Genomic DNA, 16,603 nt, shown 5'->3' with positions numbered 1-16,603 from the left:
TATTTAAAATGATAGGTTCTGTTAATAATCCTGAAATTTTAAACGAAATATAGTCTCAAAACTTTATTACTTAATCTGGTGCTAAAGAAAAATCTAAAAAGTAACTGGAAACAAAATAAGCCATCCAGACTTTGATCTGGATAGCTTATTTTGGTGCTTCTGACATGTTTTATTTTAAAAACAGTTCAGACAAGTTTAAATAGACTTTCTATTATTTCAGTGAGTTAATATACTTTGATAATTTGAAGACAATTAGTCAATTTGGATTGAGTTATCGCTTGCGCCAGCTTGTTGCTTTGGCAGGGTAATTGTCAATACACCGTTATCGTATTTGGCATGAATATCACTTGCAACTACGTTTGGTAATCTGAAGCTGCGTGAAATGTGACCTTCACTTCTTTCACGGTGAATAATGCTGTTATCCTTGGACATATCTTTAAATGACTTTCTTGAACCTGATACACTTAAAATACCATTATTGTAATTTAGGTGAATTTTATCCTTGTCCATTCCAGGCATGTCAACTTTGATTACATATTCTTTGTCGTTTTCAACAACATCTGATTGCATTAATTTTGCTACTTCGTTATCATCGAAAAATTTTCTTGGAAGATCAAACCAATCGTTCATCGCATCGAATAAATCATTGTGCCGATTCATCATATCATTTGCCATAGTAAAAAACTTCCTTTCAAAATTTATATATTTGTAACAGAAGACTTTCATTTCTTCCTTACAATTATTATTATAGTATGCAGATTCATAAAAAGGAAATATTTAGCACTATTATTTTTAGAGTGCTAATTTATAAAAACTAAAACCTCCATAACAGTAATTATAGCTTGTGGATAATATTGAAAAGAAAAAATTAGGAGAGAATATTTTGGTTTATTATCAAAAAATGACGCCTCAAGGCTATCAAAAAATTAAAGATGAGATTGCTGATTTGAAAAAGGATAGACCTAGAAGAATTAAAATTTTGCAGGAAGCACGCTCTTTGGGTGACTTGTCTGAAAATACTGAATATACAGAGGCAAAACGTGATTTAGGACACCTTCAGAGTCGTTTGCGCTATTTGGAAAAGCAGTTGAAATATGCAGAAATTATTGAAAAAACAGCTGACGGCAAGGTAGATCTGGGCAAAACGGTCACCCTAAAATTTGATGATGATGCAGAAACTGAGATTTACCAAGTTGTTGGCCGAATGGAGGCAGATATCAGTGCTGGTAAAATAGCTTTCGACTCGCCATTAGGTCAGGCTATCATGAAAAAGAAAGTTGGCAAAACTGTTAAAGTGGAGGCTCCGGCAGGGGAATATCAGGTAACGATTGAAGCAATTGAATAATTTTTCACTTGATTATTCGAACTGGTGTTTGTATAATTTATTTTAGCGAACATAAGTTTGCACTAGGAAGTGAAAGCAATGTATGATTATCGTTATGAGCCCCATCATTTAATTTTTATGATTGATAACAAATCATTCTTTGCCAGTTGTGAGGCACTTCAATTAGGTCTAAACCCAATGAAAGCTGTGTTAGCAGTTGTTTCGCATCAGCCACATACAAATTACGGCTCGGGGCTAATTATGGCAGCCTCACCTTTAGCAAAGAAAAAATATGGGTTAACTAATGTTATGCGGGTACGTGATTTACCTACGAAAAAAGAAGCGCCAGACCTTATTTTGGCAGACCCACATATGAATTTGTATATTAAACGTAGCATGCAGGTATTGAAAATTTTTCAGAAATATGCATCAGATGAAGATATCCATGTTTACTCAATTGATGAAAGTATGATTGATATGACCAAGTCTTGGCGTTTGTTTGGGGATGATCCTTATCTGGTTGCTCGCAAAATTCAGGTAGAAATAAAAAATAAGATTGGTCTTTATACTACTTGCGGAATAGGAGAGAATCCACTGCTAGCTAAACTAGCTATGGACATTTCTGCTAAACATCGGTGTTCGATGATTGATTATTGGCATTATATTGATGTACCCGATACAATTTGGCAAATTAAAGATATGGAAGAAGTTTGGGGGATTGGCAAAAGAATAGCTGCACGTTTGCGCAGCCTGCATATTAACAATATGTATGAATTGGCTCATACTGATCCAGCAATTTTAAAAAATGAGTTTGGCGTGATTGGCGAACAGCTATTTGCGATTAGCTGGGGAGTTGATCGCAGCATTATTAGTGAAAAATATTTTCCCATAATGAAAAATTACGGCAATTCACAGATTTTAAACCGTGATTATACGAATCAGCGAGAAATAGAAATAGTTTTACGTGAAATAGGCGAGCAGGTGGGTGCCAGAATAAGGGCACACCGTTTACAAGCAGGCTGTATCAGCTTGTTTGTTGGCTTTTCTAAGTACGAACAAGATGGCAGTCGTAAGGGCTTTAATGTGCAGCAAAAAATTTGCCCTACTAATGATAATGATTTATTAGTTGAAGAAATACTGGCTCTTTTCCGTAAAAACTGGCATGGAGAAACGGTCCGAGCCTTAGGAGTCAATTGTAGTCGCTTAGAACCTGATAATTGCCAGCAATTAACTTTTTTTGTTTCGGCCACTGAACAGATAAAAAAACGTACTATAAATATAACTGTTGACAAAATCAGAAAAAAATATGGTTTTACCAGTTTAGTCAAAGCCTCAAGTTTGTCTAAGGGCGCTACGGCAATAAGGCGCAGCAGTTTAGTTGGTGGACATAATGGTGGAAATGCATATGAATGATTTTGATAAAGTAGTTCAAGACTTTTTTAAGAATTACCAAGATCGCAAAATGAAAAAGTGGCAGGGTTTCTTTTTGAGCGATCATACTATGGCAATTAATAAAGATAAACAAAAGCGCAGCGTGAAGCATCCCGTTAAAGATACTATGAGTATAGAAGAAATAAGCTTGCTGCTGCTTAAGGCATACGGCAATCACCGCATGGTACATCTGCAGGTTAAAGTTATGAACAGCGATAATCAATTACCAGCTGATATTTGCGGCTTTGTCAATGGTTATATTGAAGACGGCATTATTGTTGACGGACAAAAAATTGCTCTAGAAGATATAAATAATATCTGTGTAGATTAAGAAAAATTACCTTGATATTTTATATAGATATCTTTTTTTGCTATAATATGAAACTTGTAAGGTACATAATAGTATAGAGGTAATTTTTGTGAATACACCAGCATCAAGGCAGGGCAACATAATACGCTATCTTATTTATTTTATTAGCTATTTGATGGTAGCCGGGGTGATTAAGTTAGTTACTGCTAATTCACCAATTCATATTTGGGATCTAATTTTATTTGCAACTATCTCATTAATGGTTTCACTGTTTTTTATTTATCGCTTTAATAGGGAACAACGCTTTTTTGATCGTAGTTTCGCGGGATCTTGGCTTAGCAATTTTGGCTTGATCATTGGTTTGACTGCTGTGGTAACAGCATTGCGTATCAGTGTTTCCTGGTTGCAATCCTACGGCAGACTTAAATTATATAATTTTCAAATTGCATATTTGCATCATGAAGCAACAGTAACCTACTGGTTTTTAGTAGTTGCAATTGGTATCGTTTTACCAATACTACAAGAATTTTTAATTACCGGTTTTTTATTCAATTATGCTTTTAGGAGCAATACTGTTTTAACTGCAATTCTAGGAATATTGACTTCAGGGATTCTGTTTAGTTTACTTAATTGGCAAAACTCACTGACACTATTATTAATTAATATAATTTTTGGAGCACTTTTTGCTTGGTCATACCTTTATACGCAAACCTTATGGATGCCGATCTATTTAGCAATTTTAAATGGGGTTCTCCTAATGATTATGACTTAAAGTATTGAAATTAAAATAAGAGTCAGGAAAAATTTCCTGATTCTTATTTTTTACTTGTAATATTTATTAAAAGTTACTCTTTTTGACGTATTGGTTTTTCCCTACGATATAATATAACTTCCGGTGTATCTTAACGGTTGCGCCATAAGTTCTAACTTTTTGCCCCTTCTTTAGGGCTTTTCGCTGCAGCTTTTTAGCCATTTTACTGTAAACGTAACTGTTGCGCCTGAGCCTGCGCTTAACACCTGAGACGTTAGTAGCCTTAATATAGTTATTTTGACCTAATTCGTAATACTTCTTGCCCTGAATAACTTTAGCGCCATAGGTCCAAATGGTCTTGCCCATAAAGTATTCACCAGTTTTACGACTGCCATTTTGGTCGTACAGATAGGAATTATGAAGAACTGTTCTCCTCACTGCAGTCCAGTTTGTGACGTTTTTCGAGTAAATATAGGTGACACTTTGTGGTCTATCAGTATAGAAACCAGTGGCATTATTTGGTCTTTGGGTCAGCTTATAGCCAGTCAATTTTACTTCTTGCGTAAGATAACCATCTCCAACATTACCGTTTAGAACCCGATCAGGAGCAAGCTGCTGGCCGGTTTCATCTTGATAGTGAACTGTAACGACTCCTTCTCCAATATAGTGGGAGCCTGTTTGTCTCGGTTTCTTAGCATAAACATAAGTAACCTCTTGGATTTGGTCAGAAAAAGTTCCTTTGGTGTTTGTCGGACTAGTTTTTAAAATATAGCCATTAATGTCTTTGGAACTACTGGAATATGGATCACCACTGTTTCCAGTTAGAGCATTATCCGGAGCAATGTTTTTTCCTGATTCATCCAGAAAGTGCTCTATGACTGCAGAATTTGTTCTAACATAAGTATCATGATCTTGTGCACCCGTATATTTGGACATTAATTCCTTGGATGTCCAATGTTTACTGCCTTCGGGATGCTCCAAAGTGCCGCTGCCAATATTTAACCAAAAGCCAGGTCTATCTAGTGCAGTATTTTTAAGAGAACAATTTGGTCCTAAAATTAAAGTATTTAAATTAGACGCTCCGGCTAGCATGTAACTTTTCTTTGCAGAAAGCATATTGAAATTACTGATATCTAAAGTTTTCAAGTTAGTACAATTACTAAACATAGCTGTCATTTCAAGCACTTTAGCAGTATCAAAATTTTTAAGATCTAGGCTGGAAAGACTAGTACAATAGCCAAACATGCTAAACATCCTCTTGACTTGAGAAGTATTAAAGCTGCTAAGATCTAAACTGGATAGGTTGGTGCAATTATTAAACATGTTAGTCATTTCATTCACAGAGGTCGTATCAAAGTTTTTAAGGGATAAGCTGGTAAGGCTTTTACAATTTTGAAACATTGCGTACATATTGGTAACGTTTCTGGTGTCAAAACTGCTTAAATCAAGTTGTTTTAACTTCTCACATCCACTAAACATTTGACTCATATTGGTAACTTGAGATGTATCAATATTTTCTAAACCTTCAATTTTAGTCGTGTAAGCAAGGCCAGAAAATATCCCGTTTGCTTTACCAATAATTTTCAACGGACCATCAAACTTTAATGTTTCAGCGAGTCCGAATGTATTGGGAATATAGGGAATAAGTTGATCAGGATCAGTAATTGTACCACCTGAAATAGTGCATATACGTGCATCTGTATCAAGTGTTACTTTTAATCCGTCCCACTCACCAGTCATTACTGATTCAGGATCCTCTTCCTTCACTAACTTTGTTCCTGCTGAGGATTTTTGCGCATCTTTTATGTTTTGGATATTTGATGGCTGAAGTTGTTCTGCAGTATTAAGAGTAGGATTAGAATTTGCGCTAGCATTAACAACTCTTTTTAGGTTAACGTCTGTATTATTAGAAACAAAACTATTAGTATTATTGACTGTGTCCTTGACTTTTAAACTGTCATTATTTTGATAAAATATTTTCCGCTTGCTTTTGTGCTTATTAATTGCTTTTCTTTTTGTAGTCAAAGGTTTAGCTACTGCAGTATCAGCTTTAATGACAGCAGGATTCATAGCAATTAAACCTAGAGTTGCTGTAACGACACTGGTTAATATTAATTTTTCTCTGCCGTGTAAATTAAATTTTGAATTCATTATTATACCTTTTGACCTTTCAAAATTAAAACCAAAACAAAACTGACATTAATTTTAAAAACAATACCTAAATTTATATTAACACTAAATTAATTATAAATATATAAAATTAAATTAATATATATTTATAGTATATTTAAATATTATATGAACAAAACAGATATAAAGGCCTTAAATTAATAATTTGATAAACAAAAAAAGCAACAGCTATTAAAGCCATTGCTTTTTTATTTAAGCGGATAGCGTGAATCGAACCCGCATCTTCAGCTTGGGAAGCTAACATTTTACCATTAAACTATACCCGCATTACTCAAACAGTTTATCATGTTTCGTTTTCGAAACCAAGTTTTGTTTTTTAAAATTTTACAAGTAAGCTGCTAAGAGAAGGAAAAATTTCTTAAAGCAGCGTCGTTTTCTAAGAGTTTCCGTATAAATTTGCGTAATAATAAATAGGAGCAAGAAGTTATTTGAATTAAGTTGGAGATATAGTTGTCACTTTTTAGGTGGTAACTTAACCGAATTAAGACTTAACTGGCTGCGATCAACTAAAGATGAAAAGTTCTGGAATAGCCATTGGCGCAACTCAGCAGCTTGGAGAACTAAAGGCATCCGATTATGAATTTCAGCGTAAGTCCTATTTGGCTGAGTAGTAACCATTGAAAAATAATCCTTTTGGTAAATTCCGGCAATTAGTGTTAATGCACCATTTGCATTCTTGAAACTGAAGCGTTCATGGTAAGTATGACCATTTTTGGCAGAATAAGTATTATGCCCTGATTCAAAAAATTGGCTGGCAACTATAATACAACGAGATCTGGCAAAAGAAGAGTCCCACATTGACCTTTTTTCTTCAAAAAAGCGTTCAATTCGCGCATTAAATATGACTTTATTTTGATCATACGGACTGGGATAACCCCATGATTTGGGCAGCAGCTGCAACTGGTTATCAGCATAAACCAAAACGGGAGCGAGACCTTTAGGAAAAATGCTCTGATTTTGAGGCAAATTTCCTGCCGGTTCTATTAGTGGTAAATTTAAGTCGTTTGCTAAGTATTTTTTAATTTCTGCCAGGCTTGGCAGCTGAAATTGATTGCACATTTTTTCCTCCGTGTTTAATCATTACGTGATTTTTGGTAGAATTACTATAAATTATTATATTAAAAAGATTTTAATTATTTAAGGAAGGCAGATTATGATGAAAAAGAAAGTTATCCTTACAGGTGACCGCCCAACAGGAAAATTGCACGTAGGACACTATATTGGCTCACTAAAAAACAGGGTCAAATTACAAAATTCCGGTGAATATCATCCTTATATTATGATTGCTGATACGCAAGCACTGACTGACAATGCCCGTAATCCTGAAAAAATTCAAAAAAGTTTAATTCAAGTAGCGCTGGACTATTTAGCAGTTGGCATCGATCCTGAAATTTCTACAGTTTTTATTCAATCACAAATACCCGCCTTGTTTGAATTAACTGCTTATTATATGGACTTAGTTACAGTTAGCCGCTTGGAGCGTAATCCAACTGTTAAAGCCGAGATCAAACAAAAAGGTTTTAACGATTCCATTCCCGTGGGCTTCTTAAATTATCCAGTATCACAGGCAGCTGATATCACAGCCTTTAAGGCAACTTTGGTACCCGTTGGGGATGACCAAGAGCCGATGCTAGAGCAAGCACGTGAAATTGTGCGAACCTTTAACCGCGTTTATAACTGCAATGTCTTAGTAGAACCTAAAGGCTACTTCCCAGAAAAGGGTGAGGGGCGCTTGCCTGGTCTAGATGGTAATGCCAAAATGTCCAAATCCTTAAATAATGCTATTTATCTGTCTGATGACGCCAAGACCGTTGAACAAAAAGTAATGTCAATGTATACTGATCCCCAGCACATCCATGTTGAAGATCCAGGTAAAGTTGAGGGCAATACTGTCTTTACCTACCTTGATATTTTTGATCCTGACAAGGATAAGGTAGCGCAATTGAAAGAAGATTACCAAAAAGGCGGCTTGGGTGATGTCAAAATTAAGCGTTACTTAAATGCAGTCTTGGAAAAGGAACTGACTCCAATACGAGAACGGCGCGCTAAGTACGAACAGAATACATCTGCTGTCTATGATATGTTAATTGAGGGCTCTAAAAAAGCAAACGAAGTAGCAAACCAGACCTTACAAGAGGTAAGGGATGCAATCGGTTTGAATTATTTTAAGAGGTAAAAAAATGCGTAAGCGAATTCCCTGGAAGCAGTACTTTATGATGCAGGCCTTAGTAATTGCTCAGCGCTCAACATGTGACCGGGCTTTGGTTGGTAGCGTTTTGGTAAAAAAGAATCGGATCATTGGCACAGGCTATAATGGTTCTGTTACGGGACAACCTCATTGCGATGATGTGGGACACCAACTGGTTGACGGGCACTGCGTGCGCACCATTCATTCTGAAATGAATTCACTGATCCAATGTGCACGTAACGGTGTTTCAACCGATGACACAGAAATTTATGTCACACACTTTCCCTGTTATAATTGTGCTAAGGCATTAGTGCAGGCTGGAGTGAAAAAAATCAATTATTATTTTGATTATAATGACAATCCGCTTGCAATCAAACTTTTTAAAGACTGCGGGGTTCCTTATGAACAAATTAAAATCGATCGACAATATGTGGAGCAATTGGCCCATAAGCTGGAAGACGCTGAAAACTAAACTAGTATTATTTACTGCTTTAATTGGTATTTTTCTAACAATGACTGGTTTTTCAAGTCCTAACATTAAAGATAATAGCAATCTGCTTGAACGAGAAACCAGCAAATTAATTTTAGCAAAAAATGACCGTTATTTTCAGACTAGTGAGCAACCACAAATTATTGTAAAAACGGTAAACCGGGTTGACCATTTAACGCCTGCCAAATTAAATAAGTATAAGCGGACGGTTTTTATTGTTGTTGGCACTAAAAACAAAAAACGCAATGTGCAAATTTATTCCAGTAAAGATCTGCACAGCGCGTTTTCGGCTGATGTTCGCGGCAATATCATTCGCTCACAATCCGATAAATTGCGCAGTACTAATAAAAAGAAATTTAACGAAGGTTTGCGCTTTGTATTTAGAGCATGTGCCACTACTATTGATCAACGTTACCAATATTCACTGGATAAGTATGATTTGTCCAGTAATGAGCGGGCGCAGCTTTCTCACCCTCACAGGTTGGCCTTGCCCATAGCCTTGGCGCTTGCTTTATTAATTGGCGGTTTGATTTATTTCTTCAAAAACAATTTGAACCTAAGAAAAGATAAATAAAAAAAGACAAAAATGTTGACTTTATCATGTGTTATGTATTACACTCACAATGCAATTAAATAAACAACAAATAAACTGTTAGGTGAGACTCCTACGTGAACAAATGCTATCGCCCGGAAACATCCAGAGATGCCAACGGGTCAAATAGTTTTCGTCGATATAAGGCGAAAACCAGATAGCTAGCTGTATGACTTACGTCACGTAGTGTTAAAACTGAACGATGAGTATAATAATACCTGTTGAAAAGGGGCGCCAAGCGGTTAGCATAGGCGGCTCTTTTTTTAGTTTGTTTGAATTAATTCTGTGATGAGGAGTGGGGATAATGCTGAAAAAACCAAATGGCACAACTAGCAACAAAGATTTGGCACTGGTCAAGGCAATTGCCAAGGAAAGCAGATCAGAAACTTTGGCGCGGCTACATGCGAGCAGTAACGGGTTAACCAGCAAGCAGGCTGAAAAAAATAGGGAGGAATACGGTGCTAATACTATTGCTTCAAATAAACATAATTCTAAGTTGCGTTTTTTAGCAGAAGCTTTTATTACTCCTTTTACATTAGTATTGTTAGTTTTAGCAACATTGTCTTTGTTTACCGACTATATTTTTGTGCCGGCTGGTGAAAAGGATTTGACTACCGTTGCAATAATGGTCACGATGGTTTTAATCTCTGGTGTTACCAGTTTTGTGCAAAACGTCAGATCATCAAATGCTGTTGACTCTTTGCTTAAGATGGTTTCTGTCACAACTGACATTATTCGTGACGGCAAAGACCAAGAAATTGATACTAGTGAAGTCGTTGTTGGTGATGTAATTCGCCTGGCTGCTGGAGATATGGTGCCAGCCGATATGCGCCTTTTGACTAGTAAGGACCTCTTTTGTTCATCTAGTTCTTTAAATGGTGAATCAAACCCAGTGGAAAAGATTGCTACAGAAAAACCTAAACTTGGTGCTGATCGCGACTATCTTGATTATCCCAACATTCTCTACGAGGGCACGACGATCGTTTCCGGTTCTGGTTTAGGAATTGTTTTTGCTACTGGTGAGAGAACCATGTTCGGCAAACTGGCTCATGATATTTCACATAATGATGTTAAGAATACTACCTTTGACATTGGTATCAAAAATGTTTCTAAATTATTGATTATCATGACTGCAATCATTGCTCCTTTGGTTTTCATCATCAATGGCATCACCAAAGGTGACTGGGTCAATGCGCTAATTTTCTCAATTGCTACAGCTGTTGGCTTAACCCCTGAGATGCTGCCCGTAATTGTGACCACCAATCTAGTCAAGGGGTCAATTGAGATGTCCAAAAAAGGCACTATTGTCAAAAAGATGAATTCAATTCAAAACTTTGGCTCTGCTGATATCTTGTGTACGGATAAGACAGGAACATTAACGCAGGATAAAGTGGTTTTGGAACGTCATTATGATCTCAACTTAAGAGAAAATCCGCGTATTCTGGAATTAGGCTACCTTAATTCTAACTACCAAACGGGAATGAAAAATCTGATTGATAAAGCAATAATTGAAGCTGCCGGCGATGAATTGGATATTAATGAAATTCAGCGTGATTACAATAAAATCGATGAAATCCCCTTTGATTTTTCCAGAAGGCGCATGAGCGTCGTGGTGGAAAACTCTGATGAGCAACATGGTGAGCACCTCTTAGTAACCAAGGGTGCTTCAGAAGAAATGATGGCTGTTGCTACCAAGCTTGAAGTTGACGGTCAGATTCTGCCTTTGACTCCTGAGCGAAAACAAAAAGTAATGGCTAAGGTTAACGATATGAATGATGATGGCTTGCGCGTTATCATGCTGGGATACAAGCGTAATCCTGCTCCTGTTGGAGAATTTTCGGTTAAAGATGAAAATGACCTTATTTTATGTGGTTATTTGGCCTTTCTTGATCCACCTAAAGAAAGTGCTAAAGATGCTTTGGCACGCCTAAAATATGATGGCATTAACGTTAAAATTTTAACAGGGGATAATGAAGCAGTTACCAGAACTGTAGGCCTGCAAGTTGGTTTGAATGTTGATACGGTTTATTCAGGGGCAGATCTGGAAGGAAAGAAACCAGAAGAATTAGCTAAAATGGTGGAAGAGTGCAACATTTTTGTCAAATTATCACCAGAAGATAAAACCAAAATTATTAATCTGTTAAAGAAAAATGGTCATACAGTAGGCTACATGGGTGATGGCATCAATGACGCGCCAGCAATGAAAGCAGCTGATGTCTCAATTTCTGTTGATACAGCCGTGGATATTGCCAAGGAATCTGCTGATATTATTTTGCTGCATAAGGACTTAAATGTTTTGGAAGCTGGCGTTAGAATTGGACGCAAGGTATTTGGCAATACTATGAAGTACATTAAGATTACTCTTTCTTCCAATTTTGGTAATATCTTGTCAATTATGGTAGCCTCTTCTTTCCTGCCATTTCTGCCAATGCTGCCCTTGCAGCTGTTAGTTCTTGATTTACTTTATGGAACCAGTTGCCTCGCACTGCCATTTGATGATATGTCTGATAAGTTTTTAAAAGAGCCACGAACCTGGTCAACTAAAAAGTTGCCTAAATTCATGTTTTATTTTGGCCCAACTTCATCTGTTTTTGATATTTTAACATTTGCCCTATTATTCTTTGTGATTTGTCCCCAATTAACAGGTGGAAATTACAGCGCACTGGGAGCAACACAAAAAGTAGCATTTGTAGCACTTTTCCACACTGGCTGGTTTATTGAATCACTATGGACTCAAGAAATGGTCATTCACGCACTGCGTGATCCACGTTTGCCGTTTATTAAACAGCATGCTGCACCAGGAGTAACTTTAGCCACATTTGGAGCTGGAGTAATTGGAACATTGATTCCATTTTCGTTTTTAGCAACAAAACTGGGCTTTGGCAAGATGCCAATTGAATTCATGTGGGTAGTATTTGGTATACTTGTTCTATATATTTTACTGACTACAGTTATCAAGCATTTCTATTTAAAGAGTGAAAAATTTTTAATCTAAAAATAAGCGTAAAATGCTAAATATCTACTAAAAAAGAGGACTCCGTAAGGAATTCGCTTTTTTATTGGTGTAGTATAATATAATATAATTAAACAAAAATTAAGGAGAAAATGAATATGGCTGATAAAAAAACTTTTTATATCACAACACCAATTTACTATCCATCTGGCCGATTGACTATCGGTAATGCGTATACTACTATCGCTGCAGATGTAATGGCTCGCTACAAGCGTAGTCAAGGATACGACACCTTCTTTTTAACCGGTACTGATGAGCATGGGTTAAAAATTGAGCAGAAAGCTGAGAAGCAGGGAGTTAAACCGCAAGAATTTGTAGATAAAATGGTAGTTATTTATAAAAAGTTGTGGAAAAGCCTTGATATTTCTTATGATAAATTTATTCGTACTACTGACAAAGAGCATGTAAAAGGCGTCCAAAAAATATTTGAACAGTTGCTAAAACAGGGGGATATCTACCTTGGTGAGTATACTGGCTGGTATTCCGTAGAAGACGAAGAGTACTTTACAGAATCGCAATTGGCTGAAGTTTATAAAGACGATGATGGCAATGTGATTGGTGGTAAGGCTCCATCAGGTCATGAAGTGCAGCTTGTTAAAGAGCCTTCATACTTTTTTAAGATGAGTAAATATGCTGATAGACTTTATCAATATTATCAAGATCACCCTGATTTTATTCTTCCTCACACTCGTGAAAAGGAAATGGTCAATAACTTCTTAAAGCCAGGTCTTGAAGACCTTTCAGTTACTAGAACTACTGTTTCCTGGGGTATCCCTGTTCCAAGTGATCCTAAGCACGTTGTTTATGTTTGGATTGATGCCTTATCTAACTATATTACAGCTCTAGGATATGGTTCGGATGATGATTCGCTATTTAAGAAATACTGGCCTGCAGATGTTCATCTGGTAGGTAAAGAAATTGTGCGCTTCCATACTATTTACTGGCCAATTATGCTGATGGCCTTGGGATTACCATTACCTAAGCATGTTATTGGTCACGGCTGGGTTTTAATGAAAGACGGCAAGATGTCCAAATCAAAGGGCAACGCTGTTTATCCTGAATCTATTATTAACCGTTATGGCGTGGACGCACTGCGTTACTACTTGATGCGGGCCTTGCCGTTTGGTTCTGATGGTGTCTTTACTCCAGAGGACTTTGTTGAACGGGTTAACTATGACTTGGCCAATGATTTAGGCAACTTGCTTAACAGAACTGTTTCAATGATCAATCAATATCAAAATGGAAAAGTTGAACCCGTTGCGCAAGAGCAGGATGACTTGGGTAAGGATTTAGCCCAAACTGCAGCAGACGTCATTGCCAGCTACAAAAAAGAAATGGATACTCTGCACTTTACTCAGGCAATCGAGGATACTTGGAAGTTTATTAATCGTGCTAATAAGTATATTGATGAAACTATGCCTTGGAATTTGAATAAGGAAGGCAAAACAGCTGACTTAACTCGTGTAATGTCAAACTTAGCAGAAAGTTTGAGAATTATTGCTTTGCTGATTGCTCCAATTATGACCAGAACTCCAGTTGAAATGTTCAGACAATTAGGTCTTGACTGGAAGAACGATGAAGAAAAGAAATTTAAATTTGGTGCATGTGATTGGGATACTAATGTTATTTCTGATCCAAAACCGATTTTCCCAAGAGTTGAGCCTAAAGAAGAAATTAAATACATTCAAGATGAGATGGCTAAAGCTAAGCCAAAGAAAGAAAGCCGCAATGAACAAGGTAAAGATAAGGAAATTTCAATTGACGCTTTCGATAAGGTAAAAATTCAAGTTGGCAAAATTTTATCTGTTGAGCCTGTTCAAGGGTCTAAGAAACTGTTGCAATTCCAAATGGACTTTGGCAATGGTGATGAAAGACAGATTTTAAGTGGTATCCGGCAATATTATCCTAATGCCAGTGAATTATTGGGTAGAAAAGTTTTGGCTGTAACTAATCTTAAGCCGCGCAAGATGCTGGGTCATTTAAGTCAGGGTATGCTCTTGTCCAGTGAGAAAAATGGCGAAGTAAAATTAGCTTTAGTTGGTGACGAACATGAAGTCGGGGCACAACTAAGTTAATGGAGTTAATTGATAACCATACTCATTTACAGGATGAGCCGTTTCGCGGTAAAGAAGAATTTTATCTTGAACGTGCGCAAAAACTGGGTGTGACTAAAATAATTTGTGCAGGGCAGGATCCTGATTTTAACAAGCGTGCCATTGATTTAAGTCAACGCTTTACTCAAATTTATGCTATGGTTGGCTACTGCCCTGATGTTGCCAAAGATTATGACCAAAAAGCAGAAGATTTATTGATCGAGCAGTTACAACTGCCTGGTGTGGTTGCCTTAGGAGAAGTAGGCCTTGATTATTATTGGGATGAATCTCCAAGAGCAAAGCAACGGGAAGTTTTTGCAAGACAAGTTGAACTGGCACATGAATTAAAAAAGCCTGTTGATATTCACACTAGAGATGCGTTTGGAGATTGCTACGAAATACTAAAAAACAGCAATTTGGAATATGGTGCAATTTTGCATAGTTTTAACGGTGACATTTCATGGCTGACCAAATTCTTAGATTTGAATGTATATTTTTCTTATTCTGGGGTTGTTTCCTTTACTAAAGCCGTGGAGGTACATGAAGCAGCTCAAAAAACTCCTTTAGAACGGTTGTTGGTTGAAACCGATGCACCTTATCTCACCCCTAAACCATACCGCGGCAGGCAAAATGAACCAGGTAATGTTTATTATGTGGCACGTGCAATTGCTGAATTAAAAGGTCTTCCGCTAGATGAGGTTGCTCAGGCAACATATGCAAATACAATGAGGGTCTATGGACTTAACTAAAAAACATTTTGATGCCGTCGTAGTCGTTGAGGGAAAAGACGATACAATTCGGCTTAAGCAATTTTTCCCAGGTATTGAAACAATTGAAACCAATGGTTCAGATGTTCCTGAAACTGTACTTGCGGAACTGCAGGAATTGGCATGCAAAAGAGAAATTATTGTTTTGACTGATCCTGATTTAAATGGTGAGCGAATAAGACGTCTGGTGACTCAGGCAGTACCAACAGTTAAACAGGCTTTTATTACTCGTAAAGAGGGAGAGCCTCATAAAAAAGGTTCCCTTGGCGTTGAACATGCATCAAAAGAGGCTTTAAAAAAAGCTCTGAGTGATTTACATGAAAAAAAGGTGCCAAATACTGATTTAACAAGAGAAAAGTATCAAAAATTGGGTTTAGCAAGTGGCCCTAATTCACGCAAAATACGTGAAAAAGTTGGCAATAAACTGCGCATTGGTTATGGAAATGGTAAGCAGTTTTATCACCGTTTACAAACTTTTGGTATTTCACTTTCTGAACTTAAACAAGCTCTTGAGGAGGTACAAGATGAGCAGTGAGATTCCCATTGGTTCCCCTGTTAGAACTCAGGCAATTATTAATCGCTATTTTATGAAAGCTAAAAAGAGCCTGGGTCAGAATTTTTTAGTAGACCTGGACGCTCTTCATGGTATTGTCAAAGCGGCAGCAATTAAACCCGATGACCAAGTAATTGAAATCGGTCCTGGAATTGGCTCCTTAACTGAGCAATTGCTGGATGCCGGCGCTAAGGTTTTTGCTTATGAAGTTGATGAAAATCTTTTAGAAGTATTACAAAATGAACTACCAAAAAAAATAAACGGTTATCCTTTAGATCAACGTTTCAAATTGAAGATAAAGGACATACTGAAGGCTGATTTTAAGCAAGATTTGAAAGGTTTTTTTGATTTAAGCAAACCGGTCAAAGTTGTAGCGAATTTGCCTTATTACATCACAACGCCAATTATTTTCTTCCTTAACAATTCTGAATTAGAATTTGCCAGTCTGACGCTGATGATGCAAAAAGAAGTGGCAGATCGTTTAAGTGCTCATTCAGGAACAAAAGAATATGGACCTTTAACAATCGCTGTTCAAACAGAAATGGCCGTTAAGTCATTTATGACTGTAAAAAGTTCTTCCTTTATTCCCAGACCAAAAGTTGACTCTAGTGTTGTGGTTTTAACACCTTTGCCCGCAGAAAGTAAAATCGATATAAATGATTCTAAGCACTTTAATTGGGTAGTTAAGATGTGCTTTGCACAAAGGCGGAAAACATTAAATAACAACTTGAAAGCACTCATACCGAACAATGAAGATCGAACACATTTAATTAAGTCGTTAGGTGTCGATTCCCGAGTTCGTCCCGAACAGCTAACTCTTAAGCAATTTGTCCAAATTGCTGCATGTGTGCCAGTTAAAAGTTGACGAAAATATTCTGTGGTTGTTTTTAAAAAGAATTGA

15 protein-coding genes, 1 tRNA gene and 1 riboswitch are annotated in these 16,603 nt (G+C 36.8%); of the genes, 12 read left to right on the top strand and 4 right to left on the bottom strand.

Going from position 1 to position 16,603, the window contains the following annotated elements; translation table 11 throughout:
- Nucleotides 1-252 precede the first annotated feature (252 nt).
- On the bottom strand, nt 253-675 hold the full coding sequence (locus tag ERK18_RS01240) for an Hsp20/alpha crystallin family protein (protein WP_034978036.1): 423 nt from the start codon (nt 673-675) through the stop codon (nt 253-255).
- 208 nt (nt 676-883) lie between these two features.
- Here ERK18_RS01240 and greA point away from each other — a divergent pair, with 208 nt between their 5' ends.
- From greA to ERK18_RS01220, 4 genes are all read left to right on the top strand, one after another.
- Nucleotides 884-1,345 (top strand): transcription elongation factor GreA, encoded by a 462-nt coding sequence (gene greA, locus ERK18_RS01235; protein ID WP_034978035.1) that lies wholly within the window; start codon nt 884-886, stop codon nt 1,343-1,345.
- Nucleotides 1,346-1,423: 78 nt separating this feature from the next.
- Complete coding sequence (locus ERK18_RS01230; protein ID WP_187153951.1) at nt 1,424-2,737, top strand: Y-family DNA polymerase; 1,314 nt, start codon at nt 1,424-1,426, stop codon at nt 2,735-2,737.
- Nucleotides 2,730-3,086: a hypothetical protein gene (locus ERK18_RS01225; RefSeq protein ID WP_187153950.1), complete on the top strand. Its 357-nt coding sequence runs from the start codon at nt 2,730-2,732 to the stop codon at nt 3,084-3,086. The genes ERK18_RS01230 and ERK18_RS01225 overlap by 8 nt, the downstream gene beginning before the upstream one ends.
- Before the next feature lie 88 nt (nt 3,087-3,174).
- Nucleotides 3,175-3,837 (top strand): CPBP family intramembrane glutamic endopeptidase, encoded by a 663-nt coding sequence (locus ERK18_RS01220; protein WP_187153949.1) that lies wholly within the window; start codon nt 3,175-3,177, stop codon nt 3,835-3,837.
- A 66-nt stretch (nt 3,838-3,903) separates the two neighbouring features.
- Here ERK18_RS01220 and ERK18_RS01215 read toward each other — a convergent pair whose 3' ends face one another.
- From ERK18_RS01215 to ERK18_RS01205, 3 genes are all read right to left on the bottom strand, one after another.
- A complete protein-coding gene (locus ERK18_RS01215) occupies nt 3,904-5,967 on the bottom strand; it encodes a BspA family leucine-rich repeat surface protein (RefSeq protein ID WP_187153948.1) in 2,064 nt (687 codons plus the stop codon).
- 234 nt (nt 5,968-6,201) lie between these two features.
- Nucleotides 6,202-6,272: transfer RNA gene (locus ERK18_RS01210), tRNA-Gly, on the bottom strand.
- 187 nt (nt 6,273-6,459) lie between these two features.
- The gene (locus tag ERK18_RS01205; protein WP_187153947.1) at nt 6,460-7,065 is read right to left on the bottom strand and encodes an SOS response-associated peptidase family protein; all 606 of its coding nucleotides are present in this window, start codon (nt 7,063-7,065) and stop codon (nt 6,460-6,462) included.
- A 97-nt stretch (nt 7,066-7,162) separates the two neighbouring features.
- Between ERK18_RS01205 and trpS the strand changes: the two genes are divergently transcribed.
- The 8 genes from trpS to rsmA all read left to right on the top strand — a co-directional run bounded on the left by trpS (nt 7,163) and on the right by rsmA (nt 16,567).
- Nucleotides 7,163-8,182, top strand: coding sequence for a tryptophan--tRNA ligase (gene trpS, locus ERK18_RS01200; protein WP_187154255.1), 1,020 nt, complete (start codon nt 7,163-7,165; stop codon nt 8,180-8,182).
- 4 nt (nt 8,183-8,186) lie between these two features.
- Nucleotides 8,187-8,666 carry a deoxycytidylate deaminase gene (locus ERK18_RS01195; RefSeq protein WP_187153946.1) on the top strand — a complete coding sequence of 160 codons (480 nt, stop codon included), beginning with the start codon at nt 8,187-8,189 and terminating at the stop codon, nt 8,664-8,666.
- Nucleotides 8,596-9,258: a TPM domain-containing protein gene (locus ERK18_RS01190; protein ID WP_390885843.1), complete on the top strand. Its 663-nt coding sequence runs from the start codon at nt 8,596-8,598 to the stop codon at nt 9,256-9,258. Before ERK18_RS01195 ends, ERK18_RS01190 begins: the two co-directional genes overlap by 71 nt.
- A 67-nt stretch (nt 9,259-9,325) precedes the next feature.
- Nucleotides 9,326-9,491: riboswitch (M-box (ykoK) riboswitch) on the top strand.
- Between the two features lie 89 nt (nt 9,492-9,580).
- Nucleotides 9,581-12,271 (top strand): magnesium-translocating P-type ATPase, encoded by a 2,691-nt coding sequence (gene mgtA / locus ERK18_RS01185; RefSeq protein ID WP_187153945.1) that lies wholly within the window; start codon nt 9,581-9,583, stop codon nt 12,269-12,271.
- A gap of 116 nt (nt 12,272-12,387) precedes the next feature.
- The gene (metG, locus tag ERK18_RS01180; protein WP_187153944.1) at nt 12,388-14,364 is read left to right on the top strand and encodes a methionine--tRNA ligase; all 1,977 of its coding nucleotides are present in this window, start codon (nt 12,388-12,390) and stop codon (nt 14,362-14,364) included.
- Nucleotides 14,364-15,131 carry a TatD family hydrolase gene (locus ERK18_RS01175; RefSeq protein WP_187153943.1) on the top strand — a complete coding sequence of 256 codons (768 nt, stop codon included), beginning with the start codon at nt 14,364-14,366 and terminating at the stop codon, nt 15,129-15,131. Before metG ends, ERK18_RS01175 begins: the two co-directional genes overlap by 1 nt.
- Complete coding sequence (gene rnmV, locus ERK18_RS01170) at nt 15,118-15,684, top strand: ribonuclease M5 (protein ID WP_187153942.1); 567 nt, start codon at nt 15,118-15,120, stop codon at nt 15,682-15,684. Before ERK18_RS01175 ends, rnmV begins: the two co-directional genes overlap by 14 nt.
- Nucleotides 15,674-16,567 (top strand): 16S rRNA (adenine(1518)-N(6)/adenine(1519)-N(6))-dimethyltransferase RsmA, encoded by an 894-nt coding sequence (gene rsmA / locus ERK18_RS01165; RefSeq protein ID WP_187153941.1) that lies wholly within the window; start codon nt 15,674-15,676, stop codon nt 16,565-16,567. Before rnmV ends, rsmA begins: the two co-directional genes overlap by 11 nt.
- The last annotated feature ends 36 nt before the right edge of the window (nt 16,568-16,603 follow it).

It is taken from the genome of Lactobacillus kimbladii (genome assembly GCF_014323605.1).
GTDB classification, from domain to species: Bacteria; Bacillota; Bacilli; order Lactobacillales; family Lactobacillaceae; genus Lactobacillus; species Lactobacillus kimbladii_B.
This window is presented reverse-complemented; position numbering and strand designations above follow the sequence as displayed.

Coding starts and splice junctions, on each gene's coding strand:
- metG (WP_187153944.1), top strand. CDS start 12,388: ATGGCTGATAAAAAAACTTTTTATATCACAACACCAATTTACTATCCA.
- ERK18_RS01190 (WP_390885843.1), top strand. CDS start 8,596: ATGAACAAATTAAAATCGATCGACAATATGTGGAGCAATTGGCCCATA.
- ERK18_RS01215 (WP_187153948.1), bottom strand. CDS start 5,967: ATGAATTCAAAATTTAATTTACACGGCAGAGAAAAATTAATATTAACC.
- ERK18_RS01230 (WP_187153951.1), top strand. CDS start 1,424: ATGTATGATTATCGTTATGAGCCCCATCATTTAATTTTTATGATTGAT.
- rnmV (WP_187153942.1), top strand. CDS start 15,118: ATGGACTTAACTAAAAAACATTTTGATGCCGTCGTAGTCGTTGAGGGA.
- ERK18_RS01205 (WP_187153947.1), bottom strand. CDS start 7,065: ATGTGCAATCAATTTCAGCTGCCAAGCCTGGCAGAAATTAAAAAATAC.
- ERK18_RS01175 (WP_187153943.1), top strand. CDS start 14,364: ATGGAGTTAATTGATAACCATACTCATTTACAGGATGAGCCGTTTCGC.
- ERK18_RS01225 (WP_187153950.1), top strand. CDS start 2,730: ATGAATGATTTTGATAAAGTAGTTCAAGACTTTTTTAAGAATTACCAA.
- ERK18_RS01240 (WP_034978036.1), bottom strand. CDS start 675: ATGGCAAATGATATGATGAATCGGCACAATGATTTATTCGATGCGATG.
- rsmA (WP_187153941.1), top strand. CDS start 15,674: ATGAGCAGTGAGATTCCCATTGGTTCCCCTGTTAGAACTCAGGCAATT.
- mgtA (WP_187153945.1), top strand. CDS start 9,581: ATGCTGAAAAAACCAAATGGCACAACTAGCAACAAAGATTTGGCACTG.
- trpS (WP_187154255.1), top strand. CDS start 7,163: ATGAAAAAGAAAGTTATCCTTACAGGTGACCGCCCAACAGGAAAATTG.
- ERK18_RS01195 (WP_187153946.1), top strand. CDS start 8,187: ATGCGTAAGCGAATTCCCTGGAAGCAGTACTTTATGATGCAGGCCTTA.